17 protein-coding genes are annotated in these 22,110 nt (G+C 41.1%); 7 read left to right on the top strand and 10 right to left on the bottom strand.

Translation table 11 applies throughout. The features are described from left to right. Both ACIQXP_RS10995 and ACIQXP_RS11000 read right to left on the bottom strand, forming a co-directional pair. Window positions 1-3,603 carry an Ig-like domain-containing protein gene (locus ACIQXP_RS10995; RefSeq protein ID WP_391527767.1) on the bottom strand — a complete coding sequence of 1,201 codons (3,603 nt, stop codon included), beginning with the start codon at window positions 3,601-3,603 and terminating at the stop codon, window positions 1-3. A gap of 177 nt (window positions 3,604-3,780) precedes the next feature. Beyond that, window positions 3,781-4,401, bottom strand: coding sequence for an acyltransferase (locus ACIQXP_RS11000; RefSeq protein ID WP_378936346.1), 621 nt, complete (start codon window positions 4,399-4,401; stop codon window positions 3,781-3,783). Window positions 4,402-4,485: 84 nt separating this feature from the next. Here ACIQXP_RS11000 and ACIQXP_RS11005 point away from each other — a divergent pair, with 84 nt between their 5' ends. The 6 genes from ACIQXP_RS11005 (at window position 4,486) to ACIQXP_RS11030 (ending at window position 12,465) form a co-directional block, all read left to right on the top strand. After that, window positions 4,486-5,187 carry a TolC family protein gene (locus ACIQXP_RS11005; protein WP_134204576.1) on the top strand — a complete coding sequence of 234 codons (702 nt, stop codon included), beginning with the start codon at window positions 4,486-4,488 and terminating at the stop codon, window positions 5,185-5,187. Further along, on the top strand, window positions 5,187-7,343 hold the full coding sequence (locus ACIQXP_RS11010) for a GumC family protein (RefSeq protein WP_387505365.1): 2,157 nt from the start codon (window positions 5,187-5,189) through the stop codon (window positions 7,341-7,343). Before ACIQXP_RS11005 ends, ACIQXP_RS11010 begins: the two co-directional genes overlap by 1 nt. Further along, window positions 7,343-8,527 carry a glycosyltransferase gene (locus ACIQXP_RS11015; RefSeq protein ID WP_293743999.1) on the top strand — a complete coding sequence of 395 codons (1,185 nt, stop codon included), beginning with the start codon at window positions 7,343-7,345 and terminating at the stop codon, window positions 8,525-8,527. The genes ACIQXP_RS11010 and ACIQXP_RS11015 overlap by 1 nt, the downstream gene beginning before the upstream one ends. Before the next feature lie 23 nt (window positions 8,528-8,550). Then, window positions 8,551-9,960: an O-antigen ligase family protein gene (locus ACIQXP_RS11020; RefSeq protein WP_293744000.1), complete on the top strand. Its 1,410-nt coding sequence runs from the start codon at window positions 8,551-8,553 to the stop codon at window positions 9,958-9,960. Window positions 9,961-10,053: 93 nt separating this feature from the next. Further along, on the top strand, window positions 10,054-11,223 hold the full coding sequence (locus tag ACIQXP_RS11025; RefSeq protein WP_293744002.1) for an acyltransferase family protein: 1,170 nt from the start codon (window positions 10,054-10,056) through the stop codon (window positions 11,221-11,223). A gap of 21 nt (window positions 11,224-11,244) precedes the next feature. Beyond that, window positions 11,245-12,465 carry a glycosyltransferase family protein gene (locus ACIQXP_RS11030; protein ID WP_293744004.1) on the top strand — a complete coding sequence of 407 codons (1,221 nt, stop codon included), beginning with the start codon at window positions 11,245-11,247 and terminating at the stop codon, window positions 12,463-12,465. A gap of 6 nt (window positions 12,466-12,471) precedes the next feature. On the opposite strand, the gene ACIQXP_RS11035 is transcribed toward ACIQXP_RS11030, so the two are convergent. From ACIQXP_RS11035 to ACIQXP_RS11060, 6 genes are all read right to left on the bottom strand, one after another. Continuing rightward, window positions 12,472-13,683, bottom strand: a complete 1,212-nt coding sequence (locus ACIQXP_RS11035; protein WP_387505364.1) for a glycosyltransferase — start codon at window positions 13,681-13,683, stop codon at window positions 12,472-12,474. Between the two features lie 15 nt (window positions 13,684-13,698). Beyond that, window positions 13,699-14,517, bottom strand: a complete 819-nt coding sequence (locus tag ACIQXP_RS11040) for an alpha-1,2-fucosyltransferase (protein WP_293744008.1) — start codon at window positions 14,515-14,517, stop codon at window positions 13,699-13,701. Next, window positions 14,514-15,851, bottom strand: a complete 1,338-nt coding sequence (locus tag ACIQXP_RS11045) for a flippase (RefSeq protein WP_293744010.1) — start codon at window positions 15,849-15,851, stop codon at window positions 14,514-14,516. Before ACIQXP_RS11045 ends, ACIQXP_RS11040 begins: the two co-directional genes overlap by 4 nt. Beyond that, window positions 15,852-16,829, bottom strand: coding sequence for a hypothetical protein (locus tag ACIQXP_RS11050; protein WP_387505363.1), 978 nt, complete (start codon window positions 16,827-16,829; stop codon window positions 15,852-15,854). It lies immediately after the preceding gene. A 110-nt stretch (window positions 16,830-16,939) separates the two neighbouring features. Continuing rightward, on the bottom strand, window positions 16,940-17,716 hold the full coding sequence (locus ACIQXP_RS11055) for a glycosyltransferase (RefSeq protein ID WP_387505362.1): 777 nt from the start codon (window positions 17,714-17,716) through the stop codon (window positions 16,940-16,942). A gap of 102 nt (window positions 17,717-17,818) precedes the next feature. Further along, the gene (locus ACIQXP_RS11060) at window positions 17,819-18,718 is read right to left on the bottom strand and encodes a glycosyltransferase family 8 protein (protein ID WP_293744016.1); all 900 of its coding nucleotides are present in this window, start codon (window positions 18,716-18,718) and stop codon (window positions 17,819-17,821) included. Window positions 18,719-18,903: 185 nt separating this feature from the next. Between ACIQXP_RS11060 and ACIQXP_RS11065 the strand changes: the two genes are divergently transcribed. Continuing rightward, window positions 18,904-19,707, top strand: a complete 804-nt coding sequence (locus tag ACIQXP_RS11065) for a glycosyltransferase family 2 protein (RefSeq protein WP_387505361.1) — start codon at window positions 18,904-18,906, stop codon at window positions 19,705-19,707. Window positions 19,708-19,755: 48 nt separating this feature from the next. Here ACIQXP_RS11065 and ACIQXP_RS11070 read toward each other — a convergent pair whose 3' ends face one another. After that, a complete protein-coding gene (locus ACIQXP_RS11070; protein WP_387505360.1) occupies window positions 19,756-20,667 on the bottom strand; it encodes a hypothetical protein in 912 nt (303 codons plus the stop codon). A 2-nt stretch (window positions 20,668-20,669) separates the two neighbouring features. After that, window positions 20,670-22,031, bottom strand: coding sequence for an MBOAT family O-acyltransferase (locus ACIQXP_RS11075; protein WP_387505359.1), 1,362 nt, complete (start codon window positions 22,029-22,031; stop codon window positions 20,670-20,672). Window positions 22,032-22,110 lie beyond the last annotated feature (79 nt).

The raw sequence follows: 22,110 nt of genomic DNA on the forward strand, positions 1-22,110 counted from the left end.
TTATCTGTTAATTGTAATATAGCCCACACGTCTGTCCGTTCCATCAATGGTCAAAATATAATAATAGGTTCCTGCCGGAACTTCTTCTCCCACATGGACACCTTCAGTCGTTTTTCCATTCCAGTCGTTCTGATAACTTTTCGATTGGTAAATCAGATTTCCCCAGCGGTTAAAAATGCTTAAGTTGATCTTTTTTCCGTTGGTATTGCCAACTACAAAATAATCGTTAATGCCATCATTGTTTGGAGAAAAACCTCCCGGGATGAAAAGATCTTCCTTGATCAGGTTAACCACTGTTGGTTGCGATGGACTAACGTCTCCTGCGGTGATCGGGTCTGGTTTAGTTCCATCCGTAGAAACGTCTGTAGTTTTGCTGTTGTCACTTACCGAAAAGCCTTCAGCAGTAGCCGAGTTGCTAAAACTACCGTCATACTTATCTAAAGATACCTTAACTTCGATATCAATCGTGCCCGAAGCAGATTTAGCTAATGTATTGCTCCCTGTAAGCATGTTTTTGTCAGCTAAACCATTGAAACCGTTATTTGCAGAAAGACCACCTGTTGCGCTGATTTTTAATACTTCAAAAGTGTTTCCTCTAAAAGTTGCAGACAGATCGTCAGTTACATTAATATCTCTTATCGCTATCTGGCCAAAGTTGGTCAGCACGAATGAATAGCTAACCGTATAGCTTCCGTCCTGATTTCGAACCGGTGTTGATTTTAATCGTTTTGCCAATCCGATTTTGCCAGGAATAAGTACCGTAATTGTAACCTTACCTGGAGTAGACGGGGTACCATCTTTATCTACAATGATATAGGTAAACTCATCAGGGCCTGAATAACCCGGATTGGGCGTGTAAATCGGCTGACCAGTAGTAGGATCAAAAGTTATTGTACCATGTTTAGGCGGATCAGTTATCGTAACCTTTCCTCCGGAAGAAATTGGAACATTGATTAATTTCGGTCCATTTACCGGGGTTTCTACGCTGATATTTGGCGCATTGATCACAACCGGTGGGTTCACGGTTACTGTTACGGCAATTGGGTCTGAATCAATGCCGTCAACAGTTCTTAAGATGTAAGTGAAAACATCCTGACCGCTAAAGCCTGCATTAGGCGTGTAAACAGGTAGTCCGGTGGTTGTGCTTACGCTTACATTGCCATTTTTAGGGGCTGTTACCCATACCACGCTGGTGCCGCTTTTGCTGGCATCATTATCCTTTACCGGCATTTCAACTGAGCGGTTAAAAGGAGTGATATAGGCATCTGCGGAACCTAAAGGTTTTACAGAAACGGTTACACTGATGGGATCTGATGAGAGTCCGTCAACAGTTTTAAGCGTATAGGTGAAGTTATCTTTTCCCGAAAAGCCCGGATTTGGGGTGTAAATCGGGTTCCCTGAGGCATCAAAACTGATACTGCCATTTGTTGGCGGAGTCTGTATAGGCGTTGTGGTACCCGTTTTAGAGGGGTCATTTTCCTTTACCGCTATAGTGATGGGAGTTCCTGTAACAGTAGAGGCCGCATCAGGATTACCCAAGGGTTTCACATTTACCGTTACCGTGATCGGATCAGACTGTAACCCGTCTTTGTTCTGTAAGATGTAAGTAAAGCTGTCTTTTCCACTAAAGCCGGCATTAGGTGAATAAGTGAAAGTTCCATCAGTATTGAGTACCACAGTGCCTTTTAGGGGATCTGTTTTTTTGATGACAATTGACCCTGCTTTACCAGGGTCATTATCCATCACATGTATAACTACCGGCAAATCAGTTACCGTATTCGCGATATCTGCTGTGCCTACAGGTTTGATATTTACAGCGATATTTACAATTGCCGTATTGGATTCGGCACCATAATTATCTTTTACAGTATATACAAATGAATCATAGCCGCTATAATTGGCTGCCGGCCTGTAGTTTACAATACCGCTCACCGGATCAACAACAAGTGTTCCATGTAAAGGCTGACTTTTGATACTGATGGATGAGGCATTGATCGTGTAATTGCCATCGGCATCAGTATCATTGCTAAGTACGCTTATCGGTATATTCGTATCTTTACTTGTGGTTACTGTATCATTAACGGCTACAGGTATATGGTTCACAATCAGCTTAACTTCATCTGAAAGTTGACATCCGCCCGGAGAAGTAAGGGTCCATTTGAATGTGTAAATGCCACCGGTTAAGTTGTTTATAATTGCATTTGGCTGTTGGGGATTTACCAACACAGCTCCTGTTGGCCCTGAAGACTGTGTCCATAAACCACTGTTGGTACCCGCACTATTTCCCTGTAGCGTGTAGGTTGTGGTAGGGGTAGCAATATTAAGCAGTTGGTCAATTCCCGCATCTGGCTGGTTTGGTGCAGCAACATAGGTTAATGAAATGGTCGCCGGATTAGATGTTCTTCCGTACGAATCTTTTATCGTGTAGGACGCAGATACCGTACCAGAGAGATTCGGTTCAGGGATGAATTGCACGCTGCCCTGAGAATTTACTGAGAAAGTTCCTTTTCCGGAGACGGTATAGCTGGTCTGTATCCCATTCTGGTTAGGGTCAAGGTCAATTGTTGATTTATTCAATACAGCACTCGGGTTCGCGGTTGTATCATTAGCAGTTACATCTATCACGGCCTGATTACCCTGACATAGCGTTAAGGCATCATTTTTGGCTACTGGATCTATTAAACCAGTCTGGTTGTGCGCATCAATAGTTACTTGTCTGATCTCGTGAAAGTTAGTCAGGTCGCCTGTAGATGATGCAAATCCATAACGGAGATTATCTGGCGCAGCTTCAGCATAATAAAAGTTATCAATAACTGTGGTGGTAATTGGCTTTGCTCCACCACGTGTAACCCTTACCGTTATATTAAAGCCTCCGGCAGGTTGTGGGGCAAGATCCATATAAACTCTCCTATATCCCGTATTGGTAGAATCAGGTTGACGTTGTCCGCCGTCTCCTACGAGTGGGAACCCAAATTGATTCATTTCAGCACTGGTCAGATAGCTGTAATTACCGGAGGTTAGTGCCGCACCATTTCCCCTGCCCCTTAGGGTTATCGAGCCAGGCCTAAATCCTATGCCTCCCTGCCTGCCTTCAGTTGGATTGGAAAAGTTTCCGTATTCGTCAAGGCCGATGGCGAGATAGCCGTTACTTACTCCGGGAGAGATTGGGGTAGTTGTCGTAATCTGTGCATATCCGAGCGAACCGCCGAATCCGCCGATAACAAATGGATTGGCATTTGCATCGAAAAGAAAGAAGCTGATTCCATCGGCACCTGTGCCACCATAAATATAATATTCAAAGGCAACTTTAAGACCATTACCCGAAGGGAAGTTGGTGGTATTGATGACATAGCCTTTCTGATTTTGAACGTTGCTTGTCAACCTCAAATATCCATCTCCATTTGGGTCCAGAGGCGTGCCTGTATGGCTGGAGGTAGCCGTATTGTAAGCACTACCACCAGCGGTCAAAAAAGCAGATGGTGCACCGCCAAAGATTATTCCTTTTGAGGTGGAGTTACGGAAACTTTCTACATAAGGGAACTGGGCAAAAGCATTTTTAAAGATAAAAAGCGATAATACGACGATTATCTGAAAACGTAACATTTTTATCATAAACTTGGATTAATAGTTTGTTGATTTTTAACTTGCAAAGTTAAAAGCTAATTTCCAAACTATTATATATTTAGCTCAAATTATTGATAATTCTCAAATTAATAACACCGGCAACCTTCTGGTTTTCGGTCAGCCAGGATTTAGCGCCATCACAATAGGGCTGATAGCTTAACTTATTCTGGACCATAACCCAGTTTCGGGATGGTATTTCTTGATCACTTTTGCCGGATTACCTGCTGCTACACAAAAATCCGGAACATCTTTGGTTACAACTGCACCTGCCGCAATTACCACATGTGCTCCTATCGTCACTCCGGCTGTTATAACCGCATTGGCTGCAATCCAGCTGCCATTACCAATTTTAACTGACGATGTAACTACGGGTTGTTTAGAGATAGGAAGATCAATGTCCTGGTAGGAATGATTAAGGCCGCTGATCACTACATTTTGGGCGATAATGACATCATCACCAACATGTACCGGTCCGATAATTACGTTACTCATTCCGATCAGCGTCCTGTTGCCAATGTAGACCGCGCCAACCCCGTTGTTGATTGTACAAAAATCCTCTATGATGGAGTCATCGCCCATTTCAAAACTGTTAAATGGTAAAACATCCAGCCTTGTTCTAGACCTGATGCGGCTATTCTTACCTTTTTTATGAAAGAAAGGATTTAAAAAAAGGCTTACCCATATTCTTGGACGGGCCTCACCGGTAGGGATCATCATCCAGTGCACAATTTTTTTTAGCTTTTCATTACCCTTTACTACTTTTAAGAGTGATTTCATTACAGATCTTAATTATGGTTATCTTTACAATATTAGCATAATTTAAATCATAACCATATATTTGATCTTTACTGCAATCGTTTTATGATTAGAAACCAACTCAAGCCGTTAATGGTGTTTTTTATCTGCACCCTGCTTAAGTTAAACAGCGTTCTCGCTCAAGAAAGTATTTTAAGCGAAGTTTCTTATTTATATATGGAGAAACTTGTTGCGGCGGCTAAAGCCAACTATCCAAGGGTAGGTGCTCTTAATAACCAGATCAATATAGCCAAAAGCGACCTTTCCGGGGCGCGACTTTCGTGGCTGGAGCCGCTGTCCTTTCAGTACGTCGCCCGCTCAAACCAGGCAACAGCCAATACCGTGGTAGATCTGCAGACTGCTGATCTGCTTACAGGATATCAGTTTGGTATTTCCATCAACCCCGGCTCTCTGTTAACCAAGCCAAGCCAGATTAAAAAAGCAAAAGAACAGTTAAGAATTGCCCAGTCTAACCAGGCAGAGTATTTTCTTGAGCTGGAGGCACAGGTAAAATCCAGATATGTTACACTTCTTCAGTTTCAAAAATCGCTGGCACCGGTTAATGATATGTATCTCACGGCACAGAGTAATTTTGAAAACATGAAAATCAAGTATCAAAAGGCCGAGATAACCTTTGCAGAATACAACAGCGCGTCGAATTCCTTGAGCAATGCCCTGCAGGCCAAACTGCAGATGGAAGCCAGCTACCTCAATGCAAAAATTTCACTCGAAGAATTAACGGTTAAAAAGTTGGAAGAAATAAAATAATGGCTGAAGGATATAAATTTTTGAAACTTGTCAAACGCTATCGTCTGGCATTGATATTGGTCCCTTTGATTACCATTATCATCACTACATTTTTAGTGCGGAACCTGAAAAGTTCCTATATATCCCAGGCCCAGATTTCAACTGGGATTGTGGATGAAACACAGCAACAGTCGGTAATTATTGAGGCGGTCCAGGGTGAACAGGTGCGTCAGCAGTTTAGCAATCTCATTGAGATGATCCGTATGAAAAGGGTACTCAATCAAGTATCCTACTTGTTAATGATACACGATCTAACCACCAATAAACCTTTTAAACCCAAAAGTGACCTGGTTGAAACGCTGAATAAAGACGCTGTTGCCCATGCCATTGAGATATATCGTAAAAAATATGAAAATAATGAGGAACTTGATCTCAACGTTCCTGATGAGGAGGGGCTTACAAGGGTGCTCAAATCAATGAATTACGATGCCGATGCCCTTAAAAGCAAAATATCTGTATTCCGTTCCGGAGAAAGCGATTTCATTACCGTACAATCTGAAGCCGAAAGCCCGGAGCTGGCAGCGTATATTGTAAATACCCTGTCTTCAGAATTCATTAAAGGTTATACTTCGCTCACCAAAGCTTCGCAGGGTAAGGCAAACAATTTTTTGAGGAATATGCTCAGAGAAAAGACAGATACCCTTGCCGCACGAATGGCCAGACTGAAAAATTATAAAATCAAAAACAAGGTCTTAAATCTCACAGAACAGTCTAAGCAGTTGTATTCTTTAATCCTGGATTATGATACCAAAAAGCAGGAAGCCATTGAGAAGACTGCTGCATACGCTGGTGCGCTTAATGAGATTGATGCAAAGTTCAATCCCAAAGAACGGAGCTATATCGAATCCAGACTCTCTAAAGTAAACCAGGGATTGGTGGAAACTAAGGCAGAACTAAGCAGCCTTTACGATCTCTATCTTAAAAACGACCTTGACGAAAGGTATAAAAACAGTTATGATTCCCTTAGAAATAAGCTTACTGAACAGATTAACAAATCTTCTGATCAGTACATCAACAATCCCCTGAGTGCTAAACAGGAACTGGTCAGTCAAAAAATCAATCTGGAAATACAGATGGATATATCCCGGTACGGAATAAACTCTCTTGAAAATAAAATTAATTCACTGACCAGGGATTTTGAGAATTTAGTTCCACAGGAAGCAGAGGTACAGACCCTGGAGATGAGTGTGGATATCGCCAGCAAGGAGTATCTGGATATCCTAAACAAATACAATCAGAGTAACCTCGAATCCGGGGTTGAATCCAAGATGAATATTGTCCAGATGGGCGTTGGCGGACTTGCACAGCCTTCGAAGAAATTTCCGCTGATGGTGCTCAGTGGTTTTGTGAGTCTTGTTTTCTGTCTTTTGGCATTATTTATCGTTTTCATTACCGATAACCGAATACTTGATGCGAAAACACTGGCGGCGAAAACGTCGGTGCCTGTACTCGGTACGATACCAAAACTCCCGGCTCCGCTTGAATCGCTGAATAGCTCATGGGAGGATCCGGCACATCATGATTTTTGGGCCAGCATACGTTCCATCCGATATGAGCTGGAGTCGGCCATGCAGGATAAGGTGATCGTTATTTCCAGCTTTGGGCCTTCTGAAGGGAAAAGCTTTTTTGCAAGGTGCCTTGCAAGGTCATGGGAAAAAACAAATAGAAAGGTATTGTTGATAGATGGGAATTTTACACATCCCTCGCTAGGTCAGGCCCGGGCTGGACAATATGTGGAGGATTTTTTACAGGGAAGAGAACAAGTTGGGCAGCAGGAACCGATAGAAATGATTTCGGTGTTAAGCAACCGTGGCAAAGAAGGATCTCTTTTGGAACTTTCCAGTGCTCAACAGATCAATCAACAGCTGGATAGGGCAAAAACAATATACGACCTGATTATTATCGATGTTGCCGCTATCAATGATAGCAGCCTCGTGAGAGAATGGCTTTCCTTTTCCCATAACGCCGTAGCGGTGTTCAAATCAGGAGAATCAATCAACGAAGATAAAAAGGCATATCTTGCTATGCTTAAAGAAACCGGGATTTTTAGGGGATGGATACTTAATATGGCCGAAACGGGTTCGGGCGGACTGGAGTTTTTTAAGACAAAAGGATAATGGACGGGTTTGTGATCTGGCAATGGATATTATACATTCTGGGAATCATTATTTGCTTCCATCTTCTTTTTCCGATGGTGCTGTTTTTATGCTGGAAGTTTTCCGCCAAACCAGTAAAATCTTTAAATCCGGGTACAACCAACAGGGATTATGGAATTATTGTAACGGCTTATGAGCAGGTAGATTTTGTAGCCGATGCGGTCAAATCCCTTCTGGATATGGACTATTTAAATTTTCATATTTATGTGGTTGCGGATAACTGTAAGCCATCTGAGGCGCTTATTTTTACCGATGATCGTGTTGACGTTTTGTTTCCCGGAAATGTTTTAGCCAGCAATACGGCCTCTCACTTTTATGCCATTGAGCATTTCAGGCATCAACATCAAACAATTTTGATCATGGATAGCGATAACCTCGCTCATCCGCAATTGATTAATGAGTTAAACAAGTATTTCGGGCTGGGGTTCCATGCTGTACAGGGACTTAGATCAGCTAAAAACCTGGAGACTACAATTGCCTGCCTGGACGCGGCAAGGGATATTTATTACCATTTTTATGACGGGAAAGTGATCTTTGAACTTGGATCATCTGCAACGCTTGCGGGCTCAGGTATGGCGTTTGATTCGCAGCTCTACATACGAATGCTAAAAGATATTGATATCAAGGGTGCCGGATTTGATAAAGTGCTTCAGGCCCGTTTGATTGCTGGTGGCGAAAGAATTGCTTTTGCCCAGGACGCCATTGTTTATGATCAGAAAACCTCCGCTCCGAAGCAGTTGGTCAGCCAACGATCGCGTTGGATCGCTACCTGGTTTAAGTACTTCAAATTTGGGTTTGGAATTCTTTATCAAGGTGTGGCAGGCGCTAATCTTAATCAGCTTATCTTTGGTACTGTGCTTTTAAGGCCGCCACTGTTTATATTCTTATCACTGGCTGTTTTGTTAATGGTCATTAGCCTATTTACCACCCAGCTATTGGCACTGGTAATTTTCCTTTCCCTGATTATTTATGTAATTAGCTTTTTAATTCCGGTTTTAAGCAAAACAACCGATAAAAAAATTCGCAGGGCGCTGGTTTTTATTCCTAAATTTATATTTTATCAATTTATATCCTTAGCCAAATCTGTCTTCTCTAGTAAGCCAAATGTGGCAACCAGGCACAGCCTCAAAAATAACAGCAGATGATGTGGTCCAACCTATCATATGAGATGAAAAAAAAGCTGGTAATTCTTATTGCTATGCTATCATTTGCTGTCGGTTCAGCTTTACTCACCGTTAAGCTCGAATATTATGCCGTTTTCCTGGCACTGCTTTTTGCAGGAGGCATTGTATTTACGATTGCATTATTTTCCAATCCAAAAGTTGGTTTTCTCGTTTATCTCGTATACTGTTTCTTTATTGCGGGCTTGCTGAAAAATACGGGATTGCCTTTTGGGCCCCTAATGGAAGTTCTGCTCGGCGCTACCTGGCTTTCGCTGCTCGTTAATTATAAGAAAATCGACTGGAAAGAGATCCATAATGATCATATTATCATCGCGCTCATCTGGTTTTCAATTAACATTCTGGAATTGGTTAATCCGGAAGGGGCCAGTTTGCTGGGTTGGCTAAATGAAGTACGTTTTACAGCTTTCAACTGGTTGCTAATTGCCCCTATCGGCTTCTTATTGTTTAAGAGTAAACGCGACCTTGATGTTTTTTTTATAATGATCATCTCCCTGTCGGTTTTAGGTACACTTTATGGAATCAAACAATATTATATAGGGGTTTCTGCCGGTGAGCAACGGTGGCTTGATGAAGGAGGGGCAACCACCCATATTATTGATGGCAGGCTCCGGGTATTTTCATTTTATACCGATGCAGGCCAGTTTGGTGCTTCTCAGGCCGCAATGTCTGCAATCACAATAGTGATGGCCTTAGGCCCTTTCAAAAGATGGAAGAAGATCTTATTATGGATTTCCGGATTAATACTCTTTTACGGAATGCTAATTTCCGGCACCAGGGGAGCTTTTTTTGCGTTTGTAGTGGCCAGCATCTTTGCCATGTCACTGAGTAAAAATTTTAAGGTGCTCTTTTCGGGGCTTTTCTTCGTTGTTGCCATGTTTGGTTTTCTCAAATATACCACTATCGGAAGTGGGAATTACCAGATTGTTAGGCTACGTACCGCTGTTGACCCTGAAAACGATTCCTTTAATGCCAGGCTGATCAATCAGGCCACGCTGAAAGAATTGATGAAGAACAAACCCTTCGGTGCAGGGGTGGGAAGTATCGGATTGAACGGGATTAAATTTAATTCAGAAAAATATTTATCAAATATTCCGCCAGATAGTTATTGGGTTAAGATTTGGGTAATGTACGGACCTGTGGGGCTTGTGATATGGTTTTCACTGATTATGTATATGCTTGGAAAGTGTTGCGGAACGGTTTGGAACATTCAGGATAAGGGACTCAAAGTAAAATGCATTGCGCTAACATCCGGTACCGCCGGGCTGTTTTTTTGTAGTTATGGCAATGAAGTAATGAATGGTTTCCCTTCAGTAATCATTCTTTACATGTCATGGTCATTTGTATTGATGGCCAATAGTTTGGATGGAAAAAAAATAGAAATCTCAAAAAATTAACTAATTTCAATATGCCACTAGGACTTTTGGTCATACCAGCAGCTGTATTTTTTATATATGGTTTTATCAAAGGATATAAGAAAAGTAAGAATAATGTATAAATTTCTGCAATCCATACCCGATAAACTGGCCAGGGTCACCTCCGGAAGGAAGCTCATCAGCGAGATTGATGGACTTAGATTTTTTGCGATCCTTCCGGTGCTTATACAGCATTTGAACGAGCGTTTTGAGCGGAATACCACGATCGATTTTATCCATCCCAAAGCAGATACATTTGCCTATTTTCTGGCTTACAGGGGGTTCTTAGGTGTTTACATTTTTTTTGTAATCAGCGGGTTTATCCTGGCGCTCCCATTTGCTTCATACCACCTGGCCAGCGGAAAGAAAATAGGTATCAGGCAATATTTCTGGAGAAGGCTTACCCGGCTTGAACCACCTTATATTTTCTGGATCAGTATTTTCTTTCTGGTTTATGTATTTCAGCGCCATGTGTCTTTTTTTGAATATCTTCCGCATTATTTTGCCAATATCACCTATACCCATGCTATTTTTTATGGTGTCTGGTCTCCCTTCAATCCCCCAACCTGGACCCTCGAAATCGAAATCCAGTTTTATATTCTTGCGCCATTTCTTTCCTATTTTTTCTTTAAAATACCTAAAAAAGGTATCAGACGCGGACTGAACATTGGCTTTATCCTGGTGCTGATGTTGCTCCAGCAGTATTTTAAGTGGTACCTGCCACCGTTTAGTCTTTCAATCTTAGGTCATCTTCACTATTTCCTAATCGGTTTTATGCTGGCTGATCTTTATATCTGCGATTGGGCTTCAATTAAAAAAAGCAAATTTTATGATATTGTAGCTATACTCGCTCTTGCAGGGCTTATTGGTTTATGGAGCTGGGGTTTTGAGTTCATTAACAGACTGGCGGTGGTGATTTGTCTTTTTGTTTTTTTTATTGCTGCATTTAAAGGAAACCTGATTAACCGGCTGATTACCAACAGGTGGGTGATGGCCATCGGTGGAATGTGTTATACCATATATCTTATTCATCTTCCCTTTGCCGAGTTTTTTATCCGGTTGAGCAAATATGTAACCTTCACGCGTGATTATACCATTAATCTGCTCTTGCAGCTGGCCCTGTTTCTTCCGGTTGTACTGGCCTTGAGTGCCGTATTTTTTCTATGTTTCGAAAAGCCTTTTATGGATAAAGACTGGCCTTCCAGGGTTGCGCAACGGATTTCATCTATCTGGAAAAGGCAATAACTTTTGCTAAGAATACATACTATGGAACTAAAGGACAAGGTAATTGTAATATTGGGGGCCACCAGGTTTGATTGGAAATTTGAATCCACCAGTTATCATACCGCCAAATTTCTGGCAGAAAACAACGACGTATATTATGTTGATTTTCCGTATACGCTTAAAGATTACTTCAAAAGAAATCAACAATCAGACATTGCTTTAAGAATTCCACATTTTAAGAAAGGCGCAAAAGGAATTCTTGATACAGGATTTCCCGGTTTAAAGATTTTAATCTTGCCATTGTTACTTTCTCTTAACTTTTTGCCCGAAGGGCGTATTTATCGTTGGTTGTTGCGGTGGAACGAACGCATGATTTCAGCCAGGATTAACCGGGTTATGGCAGAGCGGGGCGTTGATGAATTTATTTTTATCAATTCGTTTAATTTCCACTATCCCGGTGTTTCTAAAATGCTTTCCGGGGCAATACTGAAGATTTACCATTGTGTAGACCCTATTATTACGGCTTATGATGAACGCCATGGATTTGTATCCGAAGATTTGCTCATCAAAAACAGCGATCTTGTAATCTGCACAAGCAAAGCACTTTATCGCGACAAAATTAAAAAGAAAAAGCTGACCTTTTTTATTCCTAATGCAGCCGATTTGACGGTTTCCTCACGGGCGCTGGATCCGAACCTGCTCATCCACCCTTCCGTATCTGATATCCCGAAACCGGTTATCGGTTATTTAGGTGCAATCGAACGCCGTATCGATTTTGATCTGTTGATAAAGGTCGCTAAGATGAACCCGGATAAAAGCTTTGTACTGGTTGGGCCTACCGCCCGGGAATTTGTTCCTCAGGAGTTTGAAGAAATGCATAACGTTTATTTTCGCGAAAGTGTGCGCTATGATGAGATGCCGGCGGTGGTAAAAGGATTCGATATTGCAATGGTTCCTTTTAAAAAGGATGAAGTGAGTGCAACAATCTTTCCGCTTAAATTATTTGAGTACCTGGGAACCGGTAAACCAGTGGTGTCTACAGATTTTAATATGGATCTTCTGGAGTTTACCTTTGATTCTGTGCGCTATTGCCACAATGCTAATGAGTTTTCTGCAGCCATTTCTTTTTATCTTGAAAATGATAACGAGGAAGCTAAAGCATTCAGGTTGTCAATTGCTGCCGATAATACCTGGGCAAGGCGTATGGCAGAACTGGGCAGTCTGATCGCTGAGTTTTATCCCGAAAAAAAAGGTAAAAATTAACTTTTTTTAAGACAACATTTCCTTGTACAGATTGATATGTTTACTAATCGGATCATTGCGTTTGTACCACTCAAGAAGGCGCTCCCTGCAGCTGTTTAAAGTTGCCGCTTTTTCTTTTTTTGAAATAATTGCTTGTCTGATCAGTTTCCGCAGTTCAGCTACATCACCCGGATCAAATAAATAGCCACTTAAGCCAGGCTCAGTATAATCAATCATTCCCCCTGTTGCTGATGCAATCAGCGGTGTGCCACACAGTATAGCTTCGGTGCCGGTAAGTCCAAACGTTTCCTCCAGTGATGGATTAATGAAAAAATCCATTGCACTGTAAATCAGTGAGTGAAATCTTTTATCGTGCACAGGTTCAAAGCGGATGATATTGATGGCGTGCTCATTGTTCGTTGTAACTTTTGCCCTGATTGCCCCAAAAGTTAAAATGGTAATGAACTTTTTTTCATCGGCTTCTAAGCCACCAATCGCCTCAAGCAAAAGCCAATAACCTTTTCTGTAATTTTCAAGATCATCAGCACCCGTTCCAAGTATCAGTGAATCTGCCGGGATATTAAGGGCTTCCCTGGAAATAGTTTTGTCAATTCGTCTGAAACCGGCAATATCAAGCACACAAGGAATCTGATCGCATTTTACGCCAGGAAGATATTGTTGGATTTTTTGCAGCGTAAGCGTACTGCTCGCAATAAACCTGATGCCGGAAGAACGAATGCTTTCATGTTTTGTTCTCTGAAGCAAATCTTCTGCATTTTTGAAATTGGGATTACGCAACACGTCCTGTTCATAATGAAAACCACCTAATATCGGGTTCAGGTCGTGAGCGGTCCAAACCATCGGTTTTTTTATGGCTTTAAAAAAGGTCGGGACATCTACAAAATCCGATATCCAGTGGAGGTGGATAAGATCAGCACGTTTTACCCGGTCATCCTGTTCCAACCGGTAATGCGAAAAAGGAAAGCTAAATATTTCATACTTTCCTGTTTGTCCTTCCGTAATTCTCGTATTTCTGTCTATGCCCAGTTTCCTCGTTACACGGTTGGTAAACGGCCTTTTTTGATCGGTCTTATACACTCCAGGTAAAAGATTTTCATTGAGGGCATGCATACAAAGCACTTCAGATTCGATGCCCTGTTCTAAAAGCGCCTGATGAAGACGCATAACAGCAATTCCTGCCCCACCGGTAATATAAGCTGTAATATGAAGTATCCTCATCCCTTATGGTTAAAATTAGGGCTGATCAAAAACGTCGCACCATATAAATTTATCTGTCATCACCCTTTTTGGATGCTCCTTCCCAATGCGGAAACCTAACCAGTTTTTTGGTGCATATACCGTATTGTTTTTATCTGAAAGATAAGCGGCCCACCAGGCAAAACTACTGTTGGAAATAATGGCGATGTCAGCATTTTTTATAATCTGAAAATCAGTAATCTCATTATTTGATGAGAATATATAGTTTGGCTGTTCACCAAAGTAGGTCTTTACATACTCAATATCATCACTCACAAAATAAACGATACAGTTTTTAGTATCGCCAAGGGCATCCAGTCTCGTTTTGAAATAAGACATCGGCAGGGAGATGTCTCTTTTGCCATAGTTCAGGTAATCCGTTCGCCGGATATGGACAACAATCGTTTTATTCGTCCGGAAAACAGGTCCGAATTCCGCTTCAAAAAGATCGGTGAATTGCTTTTTAAGCTTAATGTTGAATCCTCCTGGAATATTCCTGACATAAAAATCGGTTTGGAAGAAGCCCTTGTAGATGGTGCGTTCTTTCACTTCTACCGGCCGCGGAACCTGGATACTTTCAATGTAAATCTCGTTAAATTTCAATACTTTGGGCAACATGCGGGTATATACCGAATAGAGCTTTGAAGATAAGGTCAGGTTATCGAATGTCCCCAGGTCAAAATATTTGGTCAGGTAAGCATGATGCGGATTTACAAAAAAAAACGATTTTCCTTTGTTGTTTGCTTTTAAATACTGAAAGAAAGCATACTGGAAAATCTGGTTTCCAAGCCTCCCGATAAATTTAACTCCGATCATAAATCTGCCTTTTTTAAAATATATTTATTGATGAATTCAGGGTAAAAGCGATAGGCATATACAAATGCGTTGAGCGCATTTACCTTTAATTCTCTCCACAAAATAACCTGAGATATGCTAAAACCGAAAATGTTAGCAATAAGGGTAGCATATGCAGCACCGATTACCCCGTACCGGTGGATGAGGAAATAATTCAGTGTCAGAATTACGCAGGTATTAACAATTACAATGATAAAAGTAACCCTTGTTTTTCCGATGGAATCGATAATTACCCCAAATTGTCGCCCAAACGGACCGAATATGCAATAAAGTAAGGTGATGTTGAGTATAGGAACAGTATCGGCATACTTATCTCCGGCCAAAAGCTTAATAATCATCCCATCAAACAGATAGATGAAAATGATTGCGGGGATTACCATGGCCAGAATGGTACCAACCGACTTCTCATACAGGTATTTAATGGCTTCCTTTCCTTCCGTTTCTATGCGTTTAGAACTTTGCGGAAACACAATAGTGGCTACAGCATTGGTCGGAATATCGATCAGATTACCAATTCTCACTGCAATATTGAATGAGCCGGAGGCAGCCGGGGAAATGATGCCTGCAAGCATCCACTGATCTATCGTACCAGAAAGAATGGAACTAACCGAGGTAGCAAATGCATACTTGCCATAATGGAATATCCGGCTGATCCAGTTTTTACTAAACCGGTAAGAGAAGCTGATGAAGTTTTTTACATAGGCCCAGGAGATGGCGATGCTAACCAGTACAGCTAAAATCTGTACATACACCAGTGTCATCAGGTTGGTCTTGATGCCGAAAAAAAGGCATACGAACAAGAATAAGCATAATACGGACTGTCTTGCCAAACCGCTGAAGAGAACACCCGTATATTTAAAGTTGGCCTGCTCAATGCAATTAAACTGGGTCAGGATTCCGGAAAAAATAAATACAATGTTATACAAGTGAAACATGGGTTCTAGTTCCGGTGCTTTGAGCAATCTGGAAAGATAACCTGCAAAAATCAGGTTCAATAAAATGCAAAGAACCGTAAGGCTTCCACTAATGGTAAGGGTTGCAGAAAAGATATCTGAATGTTCTTTTTTTTCAGACCCCGACATAAATTTGATCAATGCACTCTGAATAAGTCCGTTACGGATAATTTCCAGGATCGTTACCGTTTGCAAAAATATTCCCCACACACCATAATCATTTTTTGTAAGAAGTCTTACCAGTACGAAGAATATCGCAAGGTTGATCAGCGTGCCCGAAAAGTTCTGAAGGATATTGATGATCCCGGATTTAATCCAATAGTTATTTTTTGTTCCACTCATTTAAGCCTGATTTGGGGATAATGGTTTTCTTTTCAGATGTGTTGCTGCCAGTTCAAGTACGTCCTGATCACTTTTGGCATGGTATACCGCTGCATTTGAGAATTTAGGGTAGAGTTTTGTAAAACAACCAAAATAGTGTTCCGGGCCTTTTTTAGATAAAAGGATATTTACGCCGCCAAAATAGCTGGCCAATGCACCTGTTCCCCCGTGTGTGGATATAAAATGTTCCGCATTTGCATATACCATCAGCTGGAAATGGTTAAAGTTTCTCGCTTTGCCCAGGTTTTGTTTAAACATGTTTTCCATTAAGAGCACTTCAGGGTGCTGCTGCTCAATCCAGTCGTATTCATTTAAGTCGTAAATATCGCTGTTGTCATTCGTAATATTTTCAGGTCTGGGTCTATTGTAAATAATCTGGTATTCAGATTTATAGCTGTTGATCAGTTCGTCTAAAAGTGGAATGCTTAAAAAACTGATCGGCGGACCGTCCCATTCCATATTATAGCGGTTGGCAATAATCAGGATAGGTTTGTTATAACGATAAATGTCATTGCCATACATCTCTTTTAAGGGAACTTGTGCCCACTTACGCATGTTGTAGTTTTGGCTGTAAAGAATCCGGGGTGTTTCAAAATTATAGTTTCCAGGCGTAGTTCTGGAATCAAATGTTTCAAGGTGTTCAGGCGAAAAAAAATACAGCTCGGAGGTATATTTTGCCCCTTCTGTTTGCAATAGGGTGCCGTTTTTGAAATGCCAGTAGGCAAATGGCAGTGCAAAGGCCAGGTCAGGAGTAAACTCCCCGCTAAAGGATATTTTTTTGTAGGGTTTTTTAATTACATAATCGCTGATCAGGTATTTCCACTGGATCACCTGGCATAGATAGGTGTCCCTGAAGAAATAGCGGTAATTCGCAGGAACGTTATAATGCCTGATTTTTGTATATAAGCCTAAAATTTTAACAATTAATTTCCTTAGCATGTCACAGGTTATTTGTAGCTATTTTCATTTTTTATGCTGATGCCAGCCAGAGGTTTTGTGGTAATTTAGTCGTAAAGTCGCGTTAATCAAAAGCTAAGCGCTGCGCAACTTTAAAAATAATAGTTCAGGTTAAATTTTATGTGCCTGTAAAGGTGCCTGGCCACCCTGATCATCATATTGGTGGGATGCCGCTTCCAGTTCCGTTTAAAGGTACTGGGTTCTTCACTCGAGTTTTTTTGCTCAAAAAGACCCTGAAAGTCTTCATAGAACAATCCTTTACCCTTACGTTTAAGAAACGACATCATCATGCTGTATTCTGCCTTTTCTACATTAACCCCTTCCTTATAATCGCCAAACTTGATTAGGAAATCACTTCTCCTCAGGTGTGGATGGTCACTGTACAGGTAGAATTTATTATAGGTACTCAGAATATCTTTAGGATTAAAATGCATTTCAGAGAAACCTTCAGCAAATGGTTTCAGAAAAGGAAAACGCTGATAGGCATAAAACCGAACAATATCCAGGGTGGGGTCATTCTGCATAAAACCGATTGATGCAGAGAGTTTCTCCGGAAACAGTTCGAGTGGAACAAAATCTTCCTGTACATAAAGCGTAAGGGGAAGTGTTGCGTTCCGCTGTCCTTTATTAATATTATTCCCTAGTCCGGCATTTTTTGGCGTAGTAATGAGCTTAAAACCAAATTCAGGCTGGAGTTTTTTAACAAGTAACAGGTTTTCGGCTGTACTGCAATCATCAGACACAACAATTTCACCAAATTTGCAACCTAGCGACGCGAAAGAGGAAAGTAATCTGGCAAGGGAGGCAGGCCTGTTAAAATGGGTAACCAGCAAGGTTACCTCTGGAAAATTGAAAGCTTTTGACTGCATGTATTGATAAATTGTTAGCTGGAAAAGATTTCCACTGCTGGTCTTAACCTTTTGGGGGTGCAGCTTACAGAAGCGGATCTGAACATGTATAAATTTATTATTTTATTTCAAAGCAAAAATTTTTTTGACTGTTTTTTTTACTTTGTAAAACCCTTTTCTGAAAACCCTCACATAATTGGGTACAATTTTGAAGTCTGCCCAGGGGGTCATTTTAAGATACCGGAAAAACTCGTTTTTGTAAAACTGACTGCCATTATACGATGAATAGATCGGCTTAATATCAATAAAATGCATAATAAAGGGATCCTTTACGTCCACCCCGGCCTTGCAGTTCCAACGGTGGTCGAGTTCTTTCCAGCTATTGGCAAAAACTACGTTCAGGGCATATTGATCTGCTAAAAGCAGCGAATCTTTATTCTCCTCTACGCAGGTCAGTATTTTTTGAGGTATATTTTCGTTTTTCCATTTTTCAATATCGATTACCAGCAAACCCGCATTGAAATATTTCGTCTCCGGATCAAGCCCAAGTTCACGGTAATTAGGTATTCCTGCCCATTCGCAACTTACCGTTTCCGAATGGTCCTGTACGCAACCTACGGTTCTACCGTCCAGTTCCACCGACCATAACTCCGATATATCCCTGTTCACAATCATGTCTACATCCAGATAAATAACCCGTTTTGCGGTATTACCTACAATATAAGGCGCAAACATTCGCATATAGGTAATCTGTGGCATCCCGGTACCGTCAATGGGAAGGTGCATATCCTTGGGCAGAACCGATTCCATCTCATGAAAGCTGAGGGTATAATCATTACCATCAACCATTGATCGTAGCTTCTGAATGTTCAGTTTGGAAATTCCATTATCAATAATCGCGAAGGCAATCTGCTCACCGGTTTTATGGTTGGCCTGTACCGATTTGATCAGGGGGGCCAGTAAAATGGCATAGTGGTTATCCGTTGCGATAACAATATGGATAGTTTCTCTTTGTTTGGACATTCGTTTGAAATAGAGGCTTTTTGTTTCGGTAGAACATACAAATTTAGGGAATTAAAATTATTATTCATCTTTTTAAACCTTATCGATCTAAATTTGAAGTTTTGACCCCTTTACCTATTCAAATATATTGCAAACCTTAAAATTATTGAAGTATTTCTTTAATATTGTGTTTTAAAACATCAGTCATGTGGCCAATCAAAGTTCCTGAACATATTAAACAGTTTATTGATAAACGGTTCACCTCCGAAGAGTTGGGCGCTAAGGCCAGGGCCTCCTATAAAACGATCTCTAATGGTGTTCCGGAAGTATCGGTGGTGATGCCGGCATTCAACGAGCAGGATAATATCCTACCTACCCTCGCCTCTTTGGCTGCCAATAAAACAAAAAGGGTGGTAGAAATTATTGTGGTAAACAACAATTCTACCGATCATACTGAAGCCCTTGTTAAAAGTACCGGGGTACAATGTATTCTGGAAAGCAGGCAGGGAATTACTTTTGCCCGTAACGCCGGCCTTGCGGTTGCCCGCGGTAAATACATATTAAATGCTGATGCGGATACCATTTATCCTGCAGACTGGATTGAACAGATGACTGTGCCGCTGGAGAACCCAGGCATCGCCCTTACTTATGGTAGATTCGCTTTTTTGCCTATTGCAGAAACAGGTCGCGCAACCTATTTTTTTTATGAACACCTGGCAAGGCTTTCGCGGTGGATGAATAAGGTTTTTAAGGAGGAGGCCGTAAATGTATATGGATTCAATTCGGGCTTTAGGCGCGAGCAGGGAATCGCCGTAGATGGTTTTAACCATCCACCGGGAACCAATGAAGATGGCTGGCTCGCACTAAAATTGCGCAATAAGGGCTTTGGAAAACTCCATCTGGTTACCGCCATCAGCGCGCTGACCTGGACCACCGACAGAAGAATACAAATTGATGGAGGATTGATAAAGGGTTCTTTAAAAAGAATTAAACGGGTACTTGGGGGATAATTTTCTCTAAAAATGTAGTGTATTCGGAAACCGGGCGGAGCATGATTATTACCTTGCAAAAACCGGCATCATACGCTTGGTGAAATCTTCTGCACCCTTTTGGTTGATGTGGATTTCGTTATAAAAAAAGGTTGGGTCGTGCTGATAAATATCACCAAAATTTAAATATTCAACCCCTTGATCCCTTTTCATCTGCAGGGTAAAATCAGCGATGTTCTGTTTATACCTTTCATCAATTTTAATATCGGCCACTGGCGCTGTAAATAAGATGAGTTCAATTTTACTGGCCTTACAAAGTGCAATGATATCATTCAGGAACTTATATTTTCCTTTCAGATCGAAAGTAAGGTCTCTCAGCTTCGTTGGCCCTTTGTAGGCCACGTCAGGATAAAAGAAATCTCCGTAACCGTCAAAGTCTTGGGGCAGTATATTAAATCCATCATTAATCACTTCGTGAATTCCCCATAGGGTGTTGTATTTGGCATACCGGTAAAAAGGTATATATCTGTAGGCATACCATTCATATCCGAATTGTTTAAAATGATCAAATACCACCGGTTCTTTAATGTACGGGAAAAATTTAGGTACGGCAAAATCAAAAATTTGCTCTGTATTAGAGGAGAAAGGGTCGATCTGCAGGTATAATTTTTTTATCTTGTTGTTTTTCAATATAAACAGCTTCAGCATCAGGTACTGATCGGTAATGGAACTTCCATCTACAGAGATGTTGATCCCTTTCTTTTTTGTCTGCTGCTCGATCATTTTTAGATCCAGCGATGTATATGCCCTTGAATTTCCATGAACGGCAAAATCAAACTTCTGGTTACTAACCTTGTCCAGCCACTGTATTTTAGTATAATTTCCTTTCTGAAATACATAGGTAAAACCTTCATCCAGCAACCAGAATATCAGATAACAGATCAGAAGTAGTTTAAATAGCTGAATAAAAAAATTCTTCATGGCTAGAATTGAAAATAAATGAAACTGCTTTGTGATACCAGTACCCCGAATAAGGCAATAAGTAGGATTAAGGTGAGGTAGCTTAAAAAACGTAGCGATTGATAGGCATAGAAATAATATTGCACCCTTTGGTTCCCCCAAAAACCTTCAAAGATGAGCAATAACAAAATCAGTGGAAAGCCTACGGCGAAGTTGTAAAGATCAGCCCCTGTTGATTGTTTGATCTCAGCAATAAAGGAATGACTATAATCAAATAGGTTGTTGATGATTGTAAAAGAATCATGGAGGTTGTTAGCCCTGAAAAAAATCCATGCAAAACATACCGCTGAGAATGTCCAGAATGTACCCAGCCATCGCGGGAGTTTAAAATTGAAAAACTTTTTTCGCTGATTTAACGATTCAAGTGAGATCAACAAACCGTGTAACGCTCCCCAGATAATAAAATTTACGCTTGCGCCATGCCATACTCCTGATACCAGGAAAGTAATGAATAAGTTAAATATCCAGCGGCCCATTCCCACCTTGTTTCCTCCAAGCGGAATATAGAGATAGTCTCTGAACCAGGTAGACAGCGAAATGTGCCATTTGCTCCAGAATTCGCGTATTGATGATGAGAAGTAAGGCTTGTTAAAATTTCTCATCAGGTCAACTCCCATCATTTTAGCTACGCCGATGGCAATATCAGAATAGCCTGAAAAATCGCAGTAGATCTGAAAAGCAAAGAATATGGTGGCACAAAGAACAGATAAGCCATGGTACGATTCGGGATTGTTGTAAACCAGGTTGACAAAAAATGCCAGCCGGTCTGCCACCACTACTTTTTTAAACAGCCCCCATAATATTCGCCTGGCGCCGATAATCAGGTTGTCAGCCTCAAGCGGCTTTAGGTTGTTCACCTGTGGAAGCAATACCTGCGGGCGGTTGATGGGGCCTGCTACCAGTTGTGGGAAAAACGACACAAAAAGCGCAAACCTGCCAAAATTCTTTTCAGCAATCATATTTCCACGGTAAACCTCTACGGTATAGCTTATGCTCTGAAAGGTATAGAAAGAAATCCCTACAGGAAGAAGAATTTTTGCACTATGCAATAAGAGTGGTGATCCAAGCCATGCAGATGTGGTATTGATACTGTCGAGAAAAAAATTAAAATACTTAAAGTAGAAAAGAAGCCCGAGGTTGGTGATGATACTGATGCAAAGGAGCATTTTTTTTCTCCGTTGCGCTGCCGTTTTCTCTATCCGCCTGGCAACGAAAAAATCTATGGTTGCAGGGAAGAAGAGCAGAAAGATGTATTCCCACTTCCAGCACATGTAAAAAAACAGGCTGGCGGCCAGCAACATCATCCACACATATTTTTTTGGCAAAAAATAGTAAAGTAGGAGGACAGTGGAGAAAAACAGAAAGAAACTGAGGGAATTAAAGAGCATGCAGGTCTAAATTTCG

The sequence above is a fragment of the Pedobacter suwonensis genome, from assembly GCF_044762335.1.
Taxonomy (GTDB): Bacteria; Bacteroidota; Bacteroidia; order Sphingobacteriales; family Sphingobacteriaceae; genus Pedobacter.